Raw genomic sequence first — 17,776 nt, 5'->3', positions numbered from 1 at the left:
GTTGATTATTTAAATAGGATTAATAAGTTTAATATATGTCATTTAACATAAAATTGCAAATATTTTTATTTAAATAACCTGATGCAAATAACTCCTTTTCACTTAACTAATTAAATAAGTAAAAAATCAACACGGCATTTTAACTAAGCTTAAATAAAAGGTCAGCCTCCTACACAGCGCAAGCGAAAACTGCCTTCATTTCCCCTGTGTTTGAGTCTGACCTTTTCATCTCTCTATCGTGGTTCGACAATCAATTTGATGGCTGTTCGTTCTTCTCCATCGATCAAGATGTCGGTAAAAGCAGGAATACAAATTAAGTCTACCCCACTAGGAGCAACAAATCCTCTCGCAATGGCGACTGCTTTTACCGCCTGATTAAGCGCTCCAGCCCCAATTGCTTGGATTTCAGCGGCACCTCTCTCGCGCAGAACACCGGCAAGTGCACCAGCTACAGAATTAGGATTGGATTTTGCCGAAACTTTTAATACTTCCATTTCATGGCCCCCTTTATTAAACTATACCGAATGCTCATTCCATAGAACACGGTTCATCGCTCGCCTTCCATTGTTACTATATTCGCGGAATAGCCCGTGTATTACTTGTCTCTTTAACAAAAGGGGCAACAAGAGATCACTCTGCAATAAATGGGTGATCGTCATTGATAAGAATCGGGTCAATCTTTTTCGCTAAACCTGTTTTCCGATCCAATTCAATAAGACAGCCGCTCAGTTGCGTACGTCCGCTCTTTGGCACTTCAAATCTAACAGGCAAACTGGTTAGAAATTTTTTCAGCACCGCCTCTTTCTCCATCCCTAAAATACTGTCATACGGCCCTGTCATACCCACGTCTGATAAATAGGCTGTTCCTTTTGGCAACACCCGATGATCCGCTGTCTGAACATGAGTATGCGTACCTATAACCGCAGAGACTTTTCCATCCAAAAACCAGCCCATTGCCTGCTTTTCACTAGTGGCCTCCGCATGGATATCGACAAAGATAAATGGAGTCCGCTGTTTCGCCTCTTCTACCAGTCTCTCTACCGCTGTAAAGGGACATTCTAATGGAGGCATAAATGTACGCCCTTGAACGTTAATTACCGCAACCTCTACGCCCGCTTGTTTCACAAAGATTACCCCTTTACCAGGTGTACCTTCTGGAAAGTTTGCTGGTCGTACAAGCTGCTTCGCTTGATCGATAAATGCAAATATTTCTTTATTGTCCCAAGCGTGATTACCTAATGTGACGGCATCCGCTCCATCCTGTAAAAATTGACGGTAAATTTTTTCTGTAATCCCGCGTCCTGCAGCGGCATTTTCACCGTTTACAATCGTACATTCAGGGCGATATTTCTTTTTGAGCATCGGTAAATATTCACTGACCATTTCTCTTCCTGGTGAACCGACCACATCGCCTACAAATAGTATTTTCATTTTTCTGTCCTTCCTATCATTCGTTTCCTTAAAAAGGGAAAGCGGTGTGAAGGATTCACACCGCTTTATTTCGCATATTCCACAGCTCGTGTTTCTCTTATCACTGTCACTTTAATATGGCCTGGATAATCCAGTTCCCCTTCAATGCGTTTTCTAATATCGCGCGCTAGGCGATGAGCATGAAGATCATCAATTTGATCTGGCTTCACCATAATACGCACTTCACGTCCCGCCTGAATAGCAAAGGATTTCTCTACTCCTTCATAGGATTCAGAAATTTCTTCAAGCTTTTCAAGACGTCGTATATAATTTTCAAGTGTTTCACTGCGAGCACCTGGTCTAGCAGCCGATAGAGCATCGGCAGCTGCCACAAGAACAGCAATAATGGATGTTGGTTCTGTATCTCCATGATGCGACGCGATACTATTGATGACAACTGGATGTTCTTTATACTTCGTCGCAAGTTCCACACCAATCTCCACATGGCTTCCTTCTACTTCATGGTCTACCGCTTTTCCGATATCATGGAGCAACCCTGCACGGCGAGCAAGAATTTCATCTTCACCAAGTTCAGCAGCCATAAGCCCTGTAAGAAAGGCAACTTCCATGGAGTGTTTTAACACATTCTGGCCGTAACTCGTACGGAACTTCAAACGTCCTAATATCTTAATTAAATCAGGGTGAAGTCCATGAATACCCACTTCAAATGTAGTTTGTTCCCCCATTTCGCGGATGTATTCATCCACTTCTCTTCTAGCTTTATCCACCATTTCCTCAATACGCGCCGGATGGATTCGCCCATCTTGAACAAGCTTCTCAAGCGCGATTCGAGCGGTTTCCCGACGAATTGGGTCAAAGCCTGAAAGAATCACCGCTTCTGGCGTATCATCAATAATTAAATCAATGCCTGTCAGTGTTTCAAGCGTTCGAATATTTCGTCCTTCACGACCAATGATCCGACCTTTCATTTCATCATTCGGCAAGTTCACAACGGAAACTGTTGTTTCTGCCACATGGTCTGCTGCACAGCGCTGAATAGCCAGAGAAAGAATATTTTTTGCCTTTTTATCGGCCTCTTCTTTCGCGCGATTCTCTTGCTCTTTTGTCATCACAGCGATATCATGTGCAAGTTCTTGTTCGACGCGTTCTAAAATGATCGCACGAGCTTCATCACGAGTGAGACTTGAGATTCGTTCCAGTTCAGCTTTCTGTACTTTCACCATCTCTTCCACTTTGCTGTCCATCTCTTCAATATGTTGTTGTCTCTCAGTCAGAGCTTCCTCTTTCTTTTCAAGCTGAGCTTCACGTTTATCTAACTGCTCATCTTTACGATCAAGGTACTCTTCTTTCTGTAACAAACGATTCTCTTGTTTTTGCAATTCGTTTCTTCGTTCACGAAGCTCTAATTCAGTATCTGTACGAAGTTTATGAATTTCATCCTTTGCTTCAAGCAGGGCTTCTTTTTTCAATGCTTCCGCTTCTCGGTTAGCATCATCAATAATTTGTTCTGCCGCACCCTTTGCTCCTGCAATTTTAGACTCTGCAATGGATTTCCTAACAAAATAGCCAACAACGACACCGACGATTAGGCCAAGCAAAATGGAGATGATTGTAATAGCATCCATGATTTCACCTCCCCTTGCTATGATCTTTTGTCATGTTTTTAACATGTCGGCTGATACATTGTTTCAACATTTCAATATACAGCTTCAATTCTTCCACTTTTAAGAGAAAAAAATGTAAAATATACATATTAATTTTATAGGTGCGGAAATTCGTTGTCAAGCGTTTCATCCTGTACACAGTATTAATTCTTTGAAATGTACGAAAAGAGCAGCATCATCAAACGCTGCTCTTAAAAGTTTTATTCATCCAAAAGGCTGAACTCTTCCTTCGCCCCATCTTCTGTCGGTTCGATCACATCTTCATCTAATCCGTATTGCTTTCGGATCTTCAGCATAATCTCATGAGAAATCTCTGGATTCTCTTTTAAAAATTGCTTGGCATTTTCACGGCCTTGTCCTAGGCGCTCTTCGTTATAAGAATACCATGCACCGCTCTTTTGAATAATATCTTCATCTGAGCCTAGATCAATGATTTCTCCTTCTTTCGAGATACCTTCTCCGTACATAATGTCAACTTCTGCAACACGGAAAGGAGGAGCGACTTTATTTTTCACTACTTTTATTTTTGTTTTATTACCAACCATTTCATTTCCTTGCTTTAGCGTCTCAGCACGGCGAACTTCTAAACGCACAGAACTATAGAATTTAAGCGCACGTCCGCCTGGTGTTGTTTCAGGATTCCCGAACATAACCCCCACTTTTTCACGAATTTGGTTAATGAAGATCGCGATCGTCTTTGATTTGTTAATAGCACCCGAGAGCTTGCGTAGCGCCTGAGACATCAGACGAGCTTGCAATCCAACATGCGAGTCGCCCATCTCTCCTTCGATCTCTGCTTTTGGCACTAAAGCTGCTACTGAGTCAATAACAAGAATATCGACGGCGCCGCTTCTGACTAGTGCTTCAGCAATCTCCAATGCTTGTTCCCCTGTATCCGGCTGTGATAACAAAAGTTCGTCAATGTTTACTCCTAGCTTTTGAGCGTACACTGGGTCTAGTGCATGCTCGGCATCAATAAACGCTGCCTGACCGCCAGTTGCTTGTACTTCAGCAATCGCATGAAGAGCCACCGTTGTCTTACCTGAACTCTCTGGTCCGTATATTTCAATAATGCGTCCGCGCGGATAACCACCTACTCCAAGCGCAGCATCCAAAGCAAGAGAGCCGCTTGGCACAGTCGAGATTTTACGGTCGGTTTGCTCCCCTAATTTCATAATCGATCCTTTACCAAATTGTTTTTCAATTTGTTTTAACGCCATATCTAAAGCTGCTTGACGATCGTTCATTGATATTCCTCCTTAAAATGATACATCTATTAAAAAATTAACTTATGGATTTTCTGTTTCAAAATCTATTATTACTATACCTTTTTTATGAGACAATTTCAAGAGAAAAGCGAACATTTATTCGTATTTTTTATTTTTTTATTTATTGGAGAAAAGAATGAAGCAGTCTAAAGAAGTAAATTTTTTAGAAGAAAATGAAAAGAAAAGCTAGTAAATATCCGCATATTTATATTAACATACTCTTTAGAAAGAGCGTTATTTTTATGACTTTTTAATAAGGTATTTAACCATTAAAATCGTGTGAACAACAAAAAAGGGCGATCACCAAAATGTGCCGTCTACATGATTAGCAGGAAAACTGCTCCATATAGATACACATTTCGGTGTTGCCCTCTCATATTATTTTTATACTTCAACAGTTACCCCTGTTGCTTTTTCAATTGCTTGATTTAAGTCAGCAATCAAATCCTTTGTAGATTCTAATCCGATCGATAGACGAATTAGCTCTTCTTTCACGCCGGACTTAACCAGCTCTTCATCATTTAACTGTTGGTGCGTTGTCGTAGCCGGGTGAATAATGAGTGACTTTCCATCTCCAACGTTAGCTACGTGAGACCATAGTTGAACGTTATCAATCACTGTTTTTCCTGCTTCACGACCACCTTTAATACCAAATACAACAATTGAGCCGTTGCTGTGTTTCAAATATTTTTGCGCTAAATCATAAGATGGGTGTTCCGGTAAACTCGGATGAGAGACCCACTCTACACCAGGGTGGTTATTCAAATAGTTCACGATTTCTAATGTATTTTGGTGATGGCGCTGAATTCGCAAGTGCAGCGTTTCTAAACCTTGAAGTAATAAGAAAGCGCTATTAGCACTTAAAGCCGGGCCAAAGTCTCTTAATAATTGAACCCGAAGCTTCACAGCAAATGCTGGGCCTTCAATATCAGCATACTTTAACCCATGATAAGATTCATCCGGTTCTGTAAAGCCAGGGAATTTTTCACTATCCCAATTAAATTTCCCTCCATCTACTACTACACCGCCAATCACTGTACCATGACCGCTAATCCATTTTGTTGCCGAATGAACAACAATATCTGCTCCCCAAGTAAGCGGTTTGCAAACATAAGGTGAAGCAAATGTACTATCGACAATAAGCGGAATGCCATGATCACGAGCAATTTCTGCTACTTTTTCCACATCAAGGACATTTAGAGACGGGTTACCGATGATTTCCCCAAACAAAGCTTTCGTTTTTGGTGTAATCGCTTTGCGGTAGTTTTCTGGGTCTGTCGAATCAACAAATTTCACTGTGATACCGTATTTGGGAAGTGTATTAGCAAATAAATTATATGTACCTCCATATAAATTACTCGCTGCGACGATCTCATCTCCCGCATGTGCTAAGTTCAAAATTGAAAAGGCAATTGCCGCCATTCCTGAAGAGAGTGCCACCGCAGCTGCTCCTTCTTCAAGTAAAGCCACTCGTTTTTCAAACACATCAACTGTCGGATTCGTAATACGCGTATAAATATTCCCCGGCTTTTGAAGAGCAAATAATGCATTCGCATGGTCTGTATCTTCAAATACATAAGATGTTGTTTCATAAATCGGTACTGCACGCGCTCCTGTTACTGGATCCGGTACTTGGCCTCCGTGTAATAATAACGTCTCTTGATCCCAATTTTCTTTCGTCATGTGTAAACCCTCCTAATTCGTTTCATTATTCTTTCAGAGGAAGATAAAAACCCTCTTCTTATCAAAAAAGAAGAGGGTTTGATTATTAGGTCCTCCTCTTATCTTCCAGACAAAAAGTCTGTAGGAATTAGCACCGTTTCAGGCGGTCATCGCCTGAAGGTTGCTGGGCTTCATAGGGCCTAATCCCTCCGCCGCTCGCAATAAGAGTATCAATGTTTAATTGAACTATTAAATAAGCTATTGAAAAGATTATATAATAATCAAATCGGAATAGTCAATAATATTTCGAATATTTTTTTATTTGCGCTGGTGAATCGCATGTAGTAAATAATGACAGCCATATTTCACAGAACGCTTCCGGATACCCGTTCGGCTTCCAGCCAAATTAAGCTGATAAGCTTTCGTCTCTTGAGAACGTTCAGCCAGTCCAATCCAAACCGTTCCCGGCGCTTGCCCTTCCATTTCATCGGGACCGGCTACTCCAGTAAAGCTAATAGCAAAGTCACTATCAAAAATAGCTCTCGTATTTTCAGCCAGTTCTAGGGCACATTGTTCGCTGACTGCTCCATATGTGTCAATCGTTTCTTTTTTGACATGTACGAGCTGCTTCTTTGTCTCATTGGAATAGCAAACAATTCCGCCTTTAAAAATAGCGCTAACGCCTTTCACCGCTGTTAACTCACTTTGAAAAAGACCTCCGGTTAAGCTCTCCGCCACTGCAACCGATAAATTCCTTTCCTTTAATAACTCTGCCAGCTCTTCCATAATGGTCGTTTGATCGTATCCGTAAAAATATTGACCGACGCGACGAAGAATCTCATCTTCTACTTCTTGGATCATTTGCAGGGCTACTTCTTCAGACTCATGCTTCGCTGTAATCCGGAGCGTGACCTCTCCGTCTCCTGCTAATGGAGCGATCGTCGGATTTTGCTGATTCAATAATAAATCCTCAACTTCTACTTCAAGAGCCGATTCACCGATACCAAAAAAGCGCAACACGCGCGATTCAATCCGTTCAACTTTCTCTAGCAATTGAATTAATTCGTTCTTTCCATACGCTAAAAACATCGGCTGCATTTCTTTTGGCGGTCCAGGCAATAGCATATAGTGTTTATTGTTTGCCTTTAATAACATTCCTGGAGCCATCCCATGATCATTTGGCAACACTTTACTTCCGCTCATGACTAACGCTTGTTTTTTGTTGTTTTCTGTCATCTTTCGGTTCACTTTAGCAAAATAGGCCTCTATGCTTCTTAAAGCAGCTTCATTATATTCAAGCTCAAGTCCAATATGTGTAGCGATGGCTTCCTTCGTCAAATCATCCTTTGTTGGCCCAAGCCCACCTGTAAAAATTAATAGGTCGGCACGTTTCTCTGCTTCTTTCACCACATCAATCAATCGTTTCGAATTATCTCCTACAACGGTATGGTAATACACATTGATGCCAATTTCAGCTAAATGGTGAGAAAGAAACTGAGCATTCGTATTGGTAATTTGACCTAATAATAATTCTGATCCTACAGCAATAATTTCAGCATTCATACTAACACCTCTACCCTTATTTACAGACTATATTAAAAAAGAGGCCGACAAAATGCAGAACAGCCAACCTTAATGTCCGTATAGGGTGTACTGCAAAAACTATACGACAGTAAGAGCGCCGAATTCTCCGTTTTAATCAGCCTCCGATCTCTATTATTTTGAATGTTTAAACACATGGCGATTAAGATAAAAATAATCCCACCCAGACCAAATCGTAAAGAATGTAGCCACCCACAAAGCAATATCAGCAAATGGAATGGACAAGCTCTCGAATGGAGCATTATGAAGCAATAAGGCAGAAATCGCAATAATTTGTGTCCACGTTTTAATTTTACCGAGCATGTTAGCAGCAACTACCTCTCCTTCACCAGCAAGAATAAGACGAAGACCTGTCACTGCAAATTCACGGCTAATAATGATAATCACAATCCAAGAAGCAGCAGCACCAAGCTCCACCAACACAATGAGAGCCGCAGAAACTAATAATTTATCCGCTAATGGATCTAAAAACTTCCCTAAGTTCGTTACTAGGTTATACTTTCTGGCAAAATGCCCATCCACCCAATCCGTTGTCGCCGCGATAATAAAGATGAGCGCACCCACAAAATGAGTCATTGGCATCGTCGTGCCTAAAAATTCGATCTCTCCCCAATTAAAATCAGCTACCATAATGATTAGAAAAATAGGGATCATCAAAATTCTTGATACGGTAATCTTATTTGGTAAATTCACAATCGTCCCTCCACTTATCACAGTGGAATGCTTCTAAACAGCATTCCACCATCAAAACCAGTCCTTACGTAAGAAGCTTACTTCTTTTGAATAATAATATTTTGTGTTACTTGGCTCGCCGCAGGAATTTGATATGTAACAACTTCACCGTTTACTTTCACTTCCGTATCAGGAGCATTCCCCACTCTAATCCTGACCTCCGTTTGACCAGTTAAATCAAATGTTTGTGTTTGGCCACTTTGAACCATATCACCGAAATAACTTTTCCCGCTTCCATCTTTTACACCAACCCAAGTACTTCCTTTCGATGAAATCGATACTTCAAACTTTTCAGCTTCTTTCAACTCATAAGTGGAGTCACTTCCGCTTGTTCCAACAGCTGTTAATACTTGCTTCGCAGTTTTTTCTGCTTTAGGTTTCTTTTCTTTTTTCTCATCCTCTTTCACAGGCGCTTCTGCTTTGTCATCCTCTTTGCTATTTTGCTCAGCAGATTCCTTAACAACGGGCTTTTCGACCACTTGTTTCTCGTCTGCACCATTTTTAGGCATTAACGCCCATACTAGGAAAAGAGCTCCAATGATAAAAGCCGTCAACAATATTTTCGGCAAGTGCTCTAACAACTTAGAAGGCTCCGCAGGTACGTTTGTTGTCACTTGCTCTACCTTTGTTGCCCGTTGCGGAATTTCATCCTCATGAGAAGACGGCACTTCACTTTTAAATTCCTCAAACAGCTCCTCTGCATTTAAACCAACCGCTTCGGCATATTGCTTAATAAATGCCCGAACATAAAACTTCCCTGGCATCATATCATAGTTTCCTTCTTCAATGCCCGTTAAATATCTTTTTTGAATCTTCGTCATTTCCTGTACATCAGCCAATGACAATCCTTTTGCTTTTCGCGCTTCTCTTAAGCGATTTCCTAGTTCAGTCACCAATAACACCTTCCATAATTAAAAATCAAAACCACCGAAATTCGAATCTTGGAAAAAACCATTCCTTTCCACTGGTTCGTATGTAATTTCTTCGTCAGGGTGATTTCGAAGTTCAATAATATAATCAAAATCCTCTATTTTATACTCACTATTTCGGACAAAAATATCCGGATGTTCTATTACTTTAACAGCAGGGAGACGCATAATTTCCCGAACGAGCTGCCAATGCTTTTCACTCGCTCTCTTTGTTGATACTACACCATCCATAATAAAAATATTGTTCGCATTGTACTCATCGCGAATTAACTGATCACGAACGGTTTGTTTAATCATCGTCGAAGACACAAACAGCCATCTTTTATTAGCACAAACGCTCGCAGCAACGATCGATTCCGTCTTCCCTACACGAGGCATCCCCCGTATGCCGATTAATTTATGCCCTTCCATTTTATACAATTCTGCCATAAAGTCAACGAGAAGTCCAAGCTCATCACGAACAAACCGAAAAGTTTTCTTATCATCAGCATCCCGCTCAATGTATCGTCCATGCCTCACCGCCATGCGATCACGTAATTTCGGTTCTCTTAATTTAATGATTTGAATGGTATCAATTGTTTCAAGAATCGATTCCAGCCTTCTAATTTGATCTTCACTTTGGGCGCGCATTAATAATCCGCGACTGCCATCATCAACTCCATTAATCGTAATGATGTTAATGGAAAGCATCCCCAGCAAGGAAGAAATGTCCCCCAACAGTCCAGGTCGGTTTTTAACAATTTTATATTCTAAGTACCAAACTTTCTTGGACATATAAACACCCCTTGTGACTTGACCTTGATCATGTCCATAAATATATAACATCTAACTTCTATCATAAATGATTTGTGCACTTTTTAAAAGAAAAAAGAGAGGAAATTCCTCCCTCTCTTTTATCGAGACCCATTATTTTGAACTAACTTCACCATTACGCTGGCAATTGCATGCTGTTCTTCCTCAGAAGCAACAGACCATAAATCAGATAATACACGTTCTTGTTCATTTTTCGGGTCGACTTTTTTCGCTAAGTAATCACCCACTTGATAAGCGATATTGTTGATTGTTTCATTGTTCATGCCTTGGTCTTGGGCCTGATTCAACTTTGTTCCTAAAAAGTTTTTCCACTCGTGCCAATTTTCAAGTACTGACATCTTATTGTCCCTCCCTTTATTGAGTTACAATATTAGTTTGTGTCGGTTTCAAGAAATTATTCAACAAGTTTACGTATACCATCCGCCGTTGACAGCCAATACTTGTCCCGTCATATAGGAAGAGGCACGCGAACAAAGAAAGCCAACTACAGCGCTAATTTCTGCTGGCTCTGCCAGTCTCCCCATCGGAATATCTTCAGCTATTTCGTTTACTTCTTCGCTAGAAAAATGCGACATCATCTTCGTATTCACCGCTCCCGGCGCGACCGCATTCACTTTAATATGAGAAGGTGCGAACTCTTTCGCCAGTGATTTGACTAGCGCAATTTGCGCACCCTTCACTGTAGAATAGACCACTTCACAAGCGGCTCCTGTTTGCCCCCATATCGATGAAATAAAAACAATCGAAGGCGCTTTTCCTTTTTGTAACTTAGATACTAGCCGTTGAATGATCATCATCGGGCTTTTGACGTGAAGAGCCCAAAGCAGATCCATTTCTTCTTCCTTTACCTCTTGAAACAAGCCGTATTGAGCCGTTCCATGCGCAAAAACAACCGCTTCCACCGAAAAAAGATGCTGAAGAAGCTTCTCCACCCCAACAGATGACGATAAATCTGCCTGCACCGAAAAACTCTCTACTCCGGTTGCCTCTATTTGTTTTTGTAATGCTTTTATTTGATTTTCCCCACTCGAATATTGAAGATATAAGTTCCAGCCGTCATGAGCCAATTGCCGAGCAATCTCCTGGCCAATCCCACCACTGGCACCCGTAACTAAAGCAAATCGTTTCATTTTAGTTGTTCCCCTCTTGCTCATCTTGCCTTTAAAAAGCCGGACTCCCAAAGCAATCTAGAGCCGGCTTTTCTTTCTGTTTTCACTGTTTTGGTACGATATGAAAAGCGGTTAAACGTTCCTTTGCTATCATATGGTCGGCAGCAGATTGAACATCCGCAAACGTAATGGTTTCAAGCATCGGCACCACGTCAAATAAATCCATTTCATTAAACGTATAGCGAGTAAATTGATTCGCGATGTATTCAGGAGAATTGACCGCTCGTAAAAAAGCACCGATTTTCTTTTTAACCGATCTCTTTAGCGCTTCCTGCGTTAAATGCTTCCCTTCCTTCGCTTCTAAGAGTATCTTTTGTACTCTTTCTTCGAGCTCATCTGGATGAGCTGTGTCTCCTCCAATCATCGCGAAACCGAAGCCCTTTTCTTGGGTAAAGTCATAGCCAAACGTATCATCAATCAATCCTTCGCGATACATTTGATAATATAATTCTGAGCTTTTTCCAAAGAGCATATCGAGCAAAATATTCATCGTTAATTCTCTTTTCAACAATTCCTTGCCTTGTAAATCCGTATCGATCGCTTTCAACCCAACTTCACATTTCGATGATTGCACATTCATCGGAAGCACTCTCTTCTTCTCTTTCACGGTTTCCGGTTCCTGTTCAAAGCGGCGCTCAATCGCAGGCTGTTCCTTAAATGGCTTTTTGGATTGATTGTTGCGGACGAGCTCGATCGTTTCTTCTGGGTTAATCGAGCCAACAACAAATAAGAGCATATTGCTTGGATGATAAAAAGTATGATAGCACTCATACAGATGATCCTTCGTAATATCTGCAATCGATTCGACGGTTCCAGCAATATCAATTTTGACGGGATGAGTATGGTACATATTTTGAATCACCCCAAAGTACACTTGCCAATCCGGATTATCATCATACATACGAATTTCTTGTCCGATAATCCCCTTCTCCTTTTCGACTGTTTTTTCTGTGAAATAAGGATCTTGCACAAAGTCAATCAATGTCTCGAGATTTTGTTTGACATTCGCTGTACTGGAAAATAAATAAGCTGTTCTCGTAAAGGAAGTAAAGGCATTGGCGGAAGCTCCTTGACGACTAAAATGCTGAAATACATCACCATCTTCTTTTTCAAACATTTTATGCTCTAAAAAATGGGCAATGCCGTCCGGTACTCGAATGAACTCTTTTTGATCTTTCGGGATAAATTGATTATCAATCGACCCATATTTTGTAGTAAAAGTAGCAAATGTTTTATTAAAGCCTTTTTTCGGAAGCACATAAACATCTAAGCCATTATCCATTTTTTCATAATATAGTTCTTCCTGTAGTTGATCAAAGACAATTTTCTTCATGAAACTCCCTCCGTTCCCGACAAAAAGTAGATCGTGTCCAACTCTACCTTAGCAGCGACGGCTGTCACTTCTTCAATCGTAGTCCGTTCCACTGCTTCTAGCCAATCATCTATTGTAATATTTTGTTTGGCGATGACATTATGATATAAGATCTCGATTAACCCTCGCTGCGTATCAATCGTTTCAAGCAATTGATTGCGAATGACTGCGCGCGTTTGCAAAATTTCATTTTTAGAAATGTCGCCTTGTTTCATCGCTTGTAATTGCTCATTAATAATTTTCACCGCTTGATCGTAATGGTTGCTGTCGATACCTGAAAGCACCATTAAAAAGCCTTTATGACTCTCTAAACGACTGGCCGCATAATAGGCCAAACTCGCTTTCTCCCGCACATTGGTAAACAATTTAGAATGGGAAAAGCCACCGAATATTCCGTTAAATACTTGCATCGCAAAATAATCCGGATCGCCAAAAGTCACATTCGTTTGATACCCCATATGAAGTTTGCCTTGATTGATTTCTTGTTTTTCTTTGACTGTTTTCGGTGCATCTGGACGAATAGAAAGCCCTTGTGACTGGATCGCCATTGGCTGACGATCGCTCATGACAAACAAAGAATCCACCATTTGCTCTACTTGCTGCTCATCTACATCGCCTACGATATATAAGTCAATCTCATCTTCTGCAAATGCTTTCTCATAGTAACTGTATAAATCAGCTGCTTCAATACCATCGACCTGATCGAGCTGTCCGTTTGGCTGTAAGGCATAGCGATCCTCTTTATACATTTCTTCTAACAGCCGCATGCTGGCATAACGCATTTTATCGTCGTATACAGATTGGATTCGCTGTTTTAAATTACGCTTTTCGCTTTCCACAATTTCTTGGTTGAATGCTCCATTTGACACAAGGGGATTTTTCAACACATCATTAAGAAATTGCAACGCTTGCTGCAATAAAGAATCCTCTGCTTGCAAATAGTTCTCATTGGCTATTTCAAGTGAAAAGCTTATCGTATGATAGTCGCCTTTTTTCGCCAAATCCACAAAAAAACTAGCACCATATAGATCATCTAAATGAGAACGTAAAGCAGTAGAAGTAGGAAATGTAGCGGATCCATTTTGAAGAACATAAGGAAGTAAGGCCCTCATCGTTACCGTCTGCTTTTCAAGCGGCGCTTTCATTTTCCATACAATCGTGTTCGTTTTGTATTTATCTGTTTTTATAATATGAAGATTATACCCTTTTTTCCTTTTTATGATCTCATTTACTAATGTCACTGAAACATCCTCCTTTTCCGTTGGCTATGTCTATATTTTTATCCGAATATAGCGCTCTTCATGCTTTTATTTTAAAACTTACTTTAACTATACACGAGCAGGAAGAGATTGAAAAATGAAATGCTAGTTTTTTGATATCAACAGAAACGCGAAAAAACTGCCCACCGAGATGGACAGTTTTTTATGCTTATCTTGTTCCCTTTACATATGGTGTGCCTAGTGCCTTCGGAGCATCGGCACGGCCGATAAATCCAGCAAGCGCTAAAATCGTCAATGCGTAAGGAGCCACCAGTAAATAGACAGCTGGTACATTTTCTAAAAACGGAATGCTTGAACCGACAACACTTAAGCTTTGAGCAAATCCGAAGAAAATCGCCGCTCCCATCGCACCTAGCGGATGCCACTTTCCAAAGATCATCGCCGCTAAGGCCATGAATCCTTGACCAGTAATCGTCGCATGACTGAAATCTAGCGAAATAGACTGAGCGTATACAGCGCCGCCTAGACCGCCTAGCACACCGGATAAACAAACAGCCATGTAACGCATTTTTGTTACATTGATCCCCATTGTATCAGCAGCCATTGGATGCTCACCTACTGCACGCAAGCGTAAGCCAAAAGGTGTTTTATACAATACATACCAAATGACAAACGCTAGAGCAATAGCGATAATCGCTGGGTAAGAAATATTGGAAAACAACAACTTTCCTAAAACAGGAATATCACTTAACACGGGCAAATCAACTTTTTTAAAGCTTTCTTTCACCATATCTGTCTGCCCTTTATCATAAAGCAATTTCACAAGGAATAAAGAAGCACCTAAGGCCAAGAAGTTAATCGCCACACCACTTACTACTTGGTCCGCTCGAAATGTAATCGAAGCTAATGCATGTAATAAGGCAAATAATCCGCCAACAGCCATAGCCGCTACAAGCGCTACCCAAGGCGTAGCCGCTCCCAATGAGGAAGCGAATGTTAAGTTAAAGACAATCGACGTAAACGCCCCTACAATCATTAAGCCTTCTAAGCCAATATTGACGACTCCTGAACGCTCTGAAAACACACCGCCTAATGCTGTGAAAATAAGTGGGGCAGCGGCAAATAAAGATGACGAAATGATAATAGATAAAACCGTCAAAATATCCACTTATTTCACCTCCTTTTTAAATCGGCTGATCAGCCATTTAATCATATAGCTTGAGGCAACGAAAAAGATGATTAAGGCAATTACAATTTCCACCAACTCATTCGGTACACCTGATTCAATTGGCATATTCAATGCCCCTACTTTTAAGGAACCAAATAAAAGGGCTGCCAATACGACACCGATCGCTGTATTGCCTCCTAACAGCGCTACCGCAATTCCATCAAATCCGACACCTGAAAATCCTGCATGTAAAAAGGCATTGCCGAATGTTCCAAGCCCTTCCATGGCGCCGCCAAGTCCGGCAAAAGCACCAGAAATGACCATGGATAATACAATATTACGATTGACGTTCATTCCTGCATATTGTGAAGCATGCTGGTTAAATCCAACGGAACGCAACTCATATCCAACTGTTGTTTTTTCTAACATAAACCACATAATAACTGCTGCTACAAAGGCTAAAAAGATTCCATTATGCAAAGTAGAGAAATCAGTTAATGATTCGAACCATGGTGATTTTAAACTAGCGGATTCGCGAACAGGATCTGTGGAATCTGCTTGATCACTAAGAACATTACGAATAAAATGATTCGTCACATGAAGAGCGATATAATTCATCATAATTGTCACAATTACTTCATGAACACGAAGCTTAGCTTTTAAAATCCCTGGGATCAGTCCCCACAGTGCTCCTGCAACAGCTGCTGCTAAAACAGCAAGTGGCAAATGAATGACTTTCGGTAAATCAAATGCGAGACCTACCCAAACAGAGGCTACCCAGCCAACTAAAAGCTGTCCTTCAACCCCGATATTAAATAACCCTGTACGAAAAGCGAACGCTACCGCTAAACCAGCAAAGATATAAGGAGTCATTTGTCGAAGCGTTTCCCCTAAATAAAAGGAATCTCCAAATGCTCCGTGCCAGAGAGCGGCATAACCAGCTATCGGATTATAGCCAGTGATCAGCATAATAATCGCTCCAACCAATAAGCCTAAAAGAACAGATATAATTGGTACCGCTAAACCCGAAAAACGTTTAGACATGGATCTCACCTGCTTCCTTACGTTTTGAACCTGCCATCAACAATCCTAATTCTTGTTCTGTTGTCTCTTTTGGATTGACAATGGCAACGATTTCCCCTTCATAAATAACAGCAATTCGATCACTCACATTAATGATTTCATCGAGTTCAAATGAAATAAGCAACACGGCTTTGCCATGATCACGCTGCTCAATTAATCGTTTATGAATGAATTCGATTGCTCCAACATCTAGTCCGCGAGTCGGCTGAGCCGCAATTAGTAAATCTGGATCACGATCGACTTCACGGCCAATAATCGCCTTTTGTTGATTTCCGCCTGATAACGCACGAGCTGGTGTATATTCATTTGGCGTTCTTACGTCAAATTCTTTAATTAAATGGTTCGCTTTTTTATAAATCTCTTTATAATTTAACACACCGCCTTTTGAAAAAGGCTTTTGGTAATACGTCTGAAGCACCATGTTTTCCCCAATTGGAAAATCTAATACAAGGCCATGTTTATGACGGTCTTGCGGAATATGAGCCACACCTGTTTCTGTAATTTTTCGCGGTTTAAAGTTCGTGATATCTTTCCCATTTAACTTAACCGATCCACTATCTACCTTTCTTAATCCGGTAATGGCTTCGATTAATTCCGTTTGTCCATTTCCATCGACTCCGCAAATCCCAACAATTTCACCCGCTTGGACTGTTAAATTTAACCCTCGCACGGCTTCAATGCCACGTGAATCCTTCACAGACAAATTATTTACTTCTAGCACACTACCTTCTGGCTTTGCTTCAGTTTTGTCAATTTTAAAAGTGACTTCCCTACCGACCATTAGGCTCGCTAAATGATTAGGGTCTGTCTCCGATACATTCACCGTCCCGATTCCTTTTCCTTTTCGGATGACAGTGACACGATCACAAACTTCCATAATTTCCTTTAGCTTATGCGTAATCAAAATAATAGACTTACCTTCTTGAATAAGAGTTTTCATGATTTGCATCAGCTCTTTAATCTCTTGAGGTGTCAGCACCGCCGTTGGCTCATCAAAAATTAGCATTTCTGCTCCACGATATAGCGTTTTCAAAATCTCAACTCTTTGCTGCATCCCAACCGAAATATCGGCAATTTTCGCCGTGGGGTCAACAGCCAGCCCATATTTTTCCGAGAGTTCACGCACTTCCCTCTCCGCCTGTTTAATATCAATTTTGCCCCCTGATTTTGGTTCTCTACCTAAAATGATATTTTCCGTTACCGTAAATGTATCTACTAACATAAAGTGCTGATGCACCATACCAATACCGAGATCATTGGCCACATTCGGATCAGTAATTTTCACCGGCTTGCCATGAACACGAATTTCTCCCTGCTCCGGCTGATACAGCCCAAACAATACATTCATAAGTGTCGATTTGCCCGCTCCATTCTCACCTAGCAAGGCATGAATTTCTCCTTTTCGAAGCTGAAGCGTGATATCGTCATTGGCGACAAACCCATTGAATTCTTTACGAATACCGAGCATTTCAATAACATATTCCACTGTATTTCACTCCTTGTGTAGGGTCTTTTCCTTCCAATTAGAAAACACTAACTATGATTTCACTATGCAAGTAGGATGTCTGACCTTCATAAGCTAGGATTTTCATCAATTACTTGTCCGCTCACATTTCTTTCTCTCATTTGTGCGGACTCGCTTTTAAAAATCCTAATAGAGAGA

At 40.8% G+C, this 17,776-nt stretch carries 16 protein-coding genes and 1 riboswitch; all 16 genes read right to left on the bottom strand.

Annotated elements, in window-relative coordinates; genetic code table 11:
- Nucleotides 1-233: 233 nt before the first annotated feature.
- A complete protein-coding gene (gene spoVS, locus IRB43_RS05215; RefSeq protein WP_094835567.1) occupies nucleotides 234-494 on the bottom strand; it encodes a stage V sporulation protein SpoVS in 261 nt (86 codons plus the stop codon).
- Nucleotides 495-630: 136 nt separating this feature from the next.
- Nucleotides 631-1,431: a TIGR00282 family metallophosphoesterase gene (locus tag IRB43_RS05210; protein ID WP_203362377.1), complete on the bottom strand. Its 801-nt coding sequence runs from the start codon at nucleotides 1,429-1,431 to the stop codon at nucleotides 631-633.
- A gap of 65 nt (nucleotides 1,432-1,496) precedes the next feature.
- Entirely contained in the window at nucleotides 1,497-3,056 is a 1,560-nt protein-coding gene (rny, locus tag IRB43_RS05205; RefSeq protein ID WP_203362376.1) for a ribonuclease Y, read from the bottom strand.
- Nucleotides 3,057-3,295: 239 nt separating this feature from the next.
- Nucleotides 3,296-4,342: a recombinase RecA gene (gene recA, locus IRB43_RS05200; RefSeq protein ID WP_203362375.1), complete on the bottom strand. Its 1,047-nt coding sequence runs from the start codon at nucleotides 4,340-4,342 to the stop codon at nucleotides 3,296-3,298.
- A 405-nt stretch (nucleotides 4,343-4,747) separates the two neighbouring features.
- A complete protein-coding gene (locus IRB43_RS05195) occupies nucleotides 4,748-6,046 on the bottom strand; it encodes an O-acetylhomoserine aminocarboxypropyltransferase/cysteine synthase family protein (RefSeq protein WP_203362374.1) in 1,299 nt (432 codons plus the stop codon).
- A gap of 95 nt (nucleotides 6,047-6,141) precedes the next feature.
- A riboswitch (SAM riboswitch) is annotated at nucleotides 6,142-6,253 on the bottom strand.
- Nucleotides 6,254-6,343: 90 nt separating this feature from the next.
- Nucleotides 6,344-7,588, bottom strand: coding sequence for a competence/damage-inducible protein A (locus IRB43_RS05190; protein WP_203362373.1), 1,245 nt, complete (start codon nucleotides 7,586-7,588; stop codon nucleotides 6,344-6,346).
- A 153-nt stretch (nucleotides 7,589-7,741) separates the two neighbouring features.
- Complete coding sequence (gene pgsA / locus IRB43_RS05185; RefSeq protein ID WP_203362372.1) at nucleotides 7,742-8,320, bottom strand: CDP-diacylglycerol--glycerol-3-phosphate 3-phosphatidyltransferase; 579 nt, start codon at nucleotides 8,318-8,320, stop codon at nucleotides 7,742-7,744.
- A 77-nt stretch (nucleotides 8,321-8,397) separates the two neighbouring features.
- Nucleotides 8,398-9,252 carry a RodZ domain-containing protein gene (locus tag IRB43_RS05180; protein ID WP_203362371.1) on the bottom strand — a complete coding sequence of 285 codons (855 nt, stop codon included), beginning with the start codon at nucleotides 9,250-9,252 and terminating at the stop codon, nucleotides 8,398-8,400.
- Between the two features lie 18 nt (nucleotides 9,253-9,270).
- On the bottom strand, nucleotides 9,271-10,062 hold the full coding sequence (locus tag IRB43_RS05175) for a YmfK family protein (protein WP_203362370.1): 792 nt from the start codon (nucleotides 10,060-10,062) through the stop codon (nucleotides 9,271-9,273).
- A 119-nt stretch (nucleotides 10,063-10,181) separates the two neighbouring features.
- A complete protein-coding gene (locus IRB43_RS05170) occupies nucleotides 10,182-10,439 on the bottom strand; it encodes a DUF3243 domain-containing protein (RefSeq protein WP_203362369.1) in 258 nt (85 codons plus the stop codon).
- Nucleotides 10,440-10,508: 69 nt separating this feature from the next.
- Nucleotides 10,509-11,231 (bottom strand): elongation factor P 5-aminopentanone reductase, encoded by a 723-nt coding sequence (gene ymfI / locus IRB43_RS05165; protein ID WP_203362368.1) that lies wholly within the window; start codon nucleotides 11,229-11,231, stop codon nucleotides 10,509-10,511.
- A gap of 82 nt (nucleotides 11,232-11,313) precedes the next feature.
- Nucleotides 11,314-12,603: an EF-P 5-aminopentanol modification-associated protein YfmH gene (gene yfmH, locus IRB43_RS05160; RefSeq protein WP_203362367.1), complete on the bottom strand. Its 1,290-nt coding sequence runs from the start codon at nucleotides 12,601-12,603 to the stop codon at nucleotides 11,314-11,316.
- On the bottom strand, nucleotides 12,600-13,883 hold the full coding sequence (gene yfmF, locus IRB43_RS05155) for an EF-P 5-aminopentanol modification-associated protein YfmF (protein WP_203362366.1): 1,284 nt from the start codon (nucleotides 13,881-13,883) through the stop codon (nucleotides 12,600-12,602). The genes yfmH and yfmF overlap by 4 nt, the downstream gene beginning before the upstream one ends.
- 187 nt (nucleotides 13,884-14,070) lie before the next feature.
- Nucleotides 14,071-15,024, bottom strand: coding sequence for an ABC transporter permease (locus IRB43_RS05150; RefSeq protein WP_481748115.1), 954 nt, complete (start codon nucleotides 15,022-15,024; stop codon nucleotides 14,071-14,073).
- A gap of 6 nt (nucleotides 15,025-15,030) precedes the next feature.
- Nucleotides 15,031-16,074 carry an ABC transporter permease gene (locus IRB43_RS05145; RefSeq protein WP_203362364.1) on the bottom strand — a complete coding sequence of 348 codons (1,044 nt, stop codon included), beginning with the start codon at nucleotides 16,072-16,074 and terminating at the stop codon, nucleotides 15,031-15,033.
- Entirely contained in the window at nucleotides 16,067-17,599 is a 1,533-nt protein-coding gene (locus IRB43_RS05140) for an ATP-binding cassette domain-containing protein (RefSeq protein ID WP_203362363.1), read from the bottom strand. Before IRB43_RS05140 ends, IRB43_RS05145 begins: the two co-directional genes overlap by 8 nt.
- Nucleotides 17,600-17,776: the final 177 nt, after the last annotated feature.

The organism is Bacillus sp. REN10, assembly GCF_016820555.1.
Classification (GTDB): Bacteria; Bacillota; Bacilli; order Bacillales; family Domibacillaceae; genus Bacillus_CE.
The sequence above is the reverse complement of the archived record's forward strand: the minus strand, read 5'-3'. Positions and strand labels throughout refer to the sequence as shown.